Origin of the sequence: Desulfonatronospira sp., from assembly GCA_003563255.1 — a bacterium.
Taxonomy (GTDB): Bacteria; Desulfobacterota; Desulfovibrionia; order Desulfovibrionales; family Desulfonatronovibrionaceae; genus Desulfonatronospira.
The window spans coordinates 1-2,693 of sequence record PWSL01000494.1 but is presented as its reverse complement, the minus strand read 5'-3'; the positions used below and the strand labels follow the sequence as shown (position 1 = coordinate 2,693).

Genomic DNA, 2,693 nt, shown 5'->3' with positions numbered 1-2,693 from the left:
TCAAAACACCTGTTTTTCAGGGATAATTGGGCGCCAAGCTTGGGCTGGACCCCTGAAATGGACATCTTGACCTTCTGGTCAACGGCCAGTTGCAGGGCTTCCTGCCGGTCAAAAGGAAAGGGCTGCAGGTGATCAAGTTTTGACGAAAGCAGCCTGAGCCCCCTGGATGAATAATCCCCCCGGTCGCAAGGTGCATAGGAGACAGGGCAGAGCTTCACGGGGAGTCCTCATCGCCGGCATGTAGTTTCCTGACGGTCAGAGCCCCGGCCAGGTTCTCCCCGAGCATGACCAGTTGGGTGAAAAAGTCGTCCTGGTCAACCTTGTGCTTTTGAAGAAATGCTTCCAGCATTGCCCCTTCCAGCAGGAGATTGTCCAGGAATGCCGGAAAGCCAGGGTATCGGCGTTTCGCGTCGCGTACAGGCAAGCTGAGGGAAACGGGCTCGCCGTGGTATCCAGGAAGATAGGCCACTTCCCAGACGCGATCAGGCTGTTCGGTCAGCACGGCCGCGGGCTTTCCATGGATCAGGATCAGGGCCTTACGCATCACGTTCCTCATCTGCCGGGATTTCATCCATGAACGGGCCATGAAGTGCCAGACGGATATTCAGGACGGAAAACAGCTTCAAAAGGGTATCCAGGCGGCACCCTCCGGAAACCTTCTCGATAGTATAAATGCAGGATTCGGTCACGCCGGACAGCTCAGACAATTGCCGCCGGGACAACCCGGCTTTCTTGCGGTGATGCAGCACTGCCCGGGCAATCAAAGACATGGTATTTTTTGCTTCTTTCATGGCAAATTCCAGCCTCCTGATCCTTCATACAGCACTTCCTTCAATCAAGTCAATGAATTTTGCCATAAAAATAATGAAAAATGGAACGCTCAATTATTGGGGGCTGTGCCCTCCCTGTTCCTGGACTGCACTTTTGCAACTGGGAGTAAGCATAGTCGCGGTACTTGGCATAGCATTCTCAGTGCAGGAGCAGATGTCGCTAACAACCCTATCACTCAAAAAATCATGATATATAACTTTTATATCTCAACCAGAGCTCCTACCATGGGCCGAAGTAAGCCAGGCTTACTGTCCAGTCAGGGAACACCTCCCATCGAAAACTATGATAAAGATGTTTTCTTTATCCAATGTTTTGTCCCCACTCAAAAGTCAACCATACCCATGAACTGACACAACCCAAGCAGGAACCTGCCCCCATACCAGCAGGCCCGGGATCGTCCAGCACTGCAAAGCCCGAAAGGTACCAAGCATACCCAAAAGCCCCTGACCGCCACCCTGACCAGAACTCATCCCCTCAAAGGTACTCTTATATGAAAGCACCCAAAGGAAAGAAAATATGATGTACTACTGAATCACAGCCGACAGACTGTGCCGGACGGCGGCCAGGGAGCAGAGGAGCAATACACTGATGTATCAATACGGACCCCTACCACTTACAAATCTATCATTCTTGTCTCAACACATATCAAAGATTTTGAAACCATTGCTTATCCAGGGTAATCCTTTCTATCATCTCGGTTTTTATGCCCAACTGGAAATCTTTTAGTTTTTCGGCCAGCTGTTTACCATCAGCTAAATCTATCGGAGGTGCGCCGTCACGGGTAACTTCTCTGACTGCAGCAGGAGTAAAGGTTCCGGTTGTGATAAAAAGTCCCTTGTCTGCACGTCCAACCATAGCTCCCCGAAAATCTCGGACAGCACCAGCCGATATTGAACCCTGGATTTTTTTACATTGAAAAATAACGTGAAAGCTCATGAAACCATGAATCCTGGCTATGCCCTTACCATCTATTCCTCCATCCCCTGTTCTGCCAGTGACCTCTACCTGCACAAACCCTGATTCTCTGAGGAGACGCTGAGTCAGACGTTCGAATGCATCTGGAGTTATCTCTTCGGTTAAAAGGTGGTACAGATCTTCCTGCCAAGTGTCTCCGGCACCCAACGAATCATTCTCGTCCTGTAAGTCTGGTATAATATCATCCTGGTTATCACTGTGCTTCTTTTTTGACTTTCTTTTGTCCTCATCTCGAACCTTTTTGATTACTTCTTTGGGTTCTACCACCCTCATCTCTCTGGCAAGAGGTGTCAGTGCCCACACGCCTCTTGTTGAATTTTCCAAGCAGCCGTATTTTTGGAGATAGGTTCGCGCCCAAGCCCTGCCCTTTACCCGCAAAAATTTTTCTGCACAAAGTTTGATTAATGCTGTAATGTCTCCGCATGGAAAGACAAAATCAAATTAAACAAACATTGGCCCAACCTGCAAACCTTGAATATCTTTGTGGGTTGATAGGAACCGGGGAACATACAACCAGAAAATCATTCATTTTAGCCGTCTGTGAGCACTTTGGGTTTTACGACACCTGTGGGCAGGTTCAGTACGGTGGGTGCATCAAGGCTTTGCGGGAACTCGAGGCAGCAGAACATTTTGTTTTGCCTCCGGCTAAAAAAGCTAAAGCGGACTATGCCCGCAACCCAATAAAGAAAAGAGCTTTTTAGACAGGATTAACCACGCCAAAGACGCGTGGCAGGCATAGATTAAGAGATTGATTAAGAGAAAATCAATTTTTGTCCTGGCTCCCAGTTTAATGCCCTTCGGGCTTGCTCTGCGAGCAATTAAATCACGCCACAGGCGTGACAGGCGGAAGCCAGGCCAAAAGGTAATCACTCCAGCACTCACTTTCT

General features: G+C 48.9%; 5 protein-coding genes. All 5 read right to left on the bottom strand.

The window, feature by feature from the left end; genetic code table 11:
• Positions 1-218, bottom strand: a 218-nt coding sequence (locus QZP87_RS14470) for a hypothetical protein (protein ID WP_291323633.1), incomplete at its 3' end; no start/stop codon positions are given.
• Positions 215-544: a HipA N-terminal domain-containing protein gene (locus QZP87_RS14465; RefSeq protein ID WP_291323632.1), complete on the bottom strand. Its 330-nt coding sequence runs from the start codon at positions 542-544 to the stop codon at positions 215-217. The genes QZP87_RS14465 and QZP87_RS14470, both read right to left, overlap by 4 nt.
• The gene (locus tag QZP87_RS14460) at positions 537-791 is read right to left on the bottom strand and encodes a helix-turn-helix domain-containing protein (protein WP_291323631.1); all 255 of its coding nucleotides are present in this window, start codon (positions 789-791) and stop codon (positions 537-539) included. Before QZP87_RS14460 ends, QZP87_RS14465 begins: the two co-directional genes overlap by 8 nt.
• A gap of 685 nt (positions 792-1,476) precedes the next feature.
• Positions 1,477-2,184, bottom strand: a complete 708-nt coding sequence (locus tag QZP87_RS14455; RefSeq protein WP_291323630.1) for a restriction endonuclease — start codon at positions 2,182-2,184, stop codon at positions 1,477-1,479.
• 276 nt (positions 2,185-2,460) lie between these two features.
• The coding region (locus QZP87_RS14450; RefSeq protein ID WP_291323629.1) for a hypothetical protein at positions 2,461-2,693 on the bottom strand (233 nt) is incomplete at its 5' end.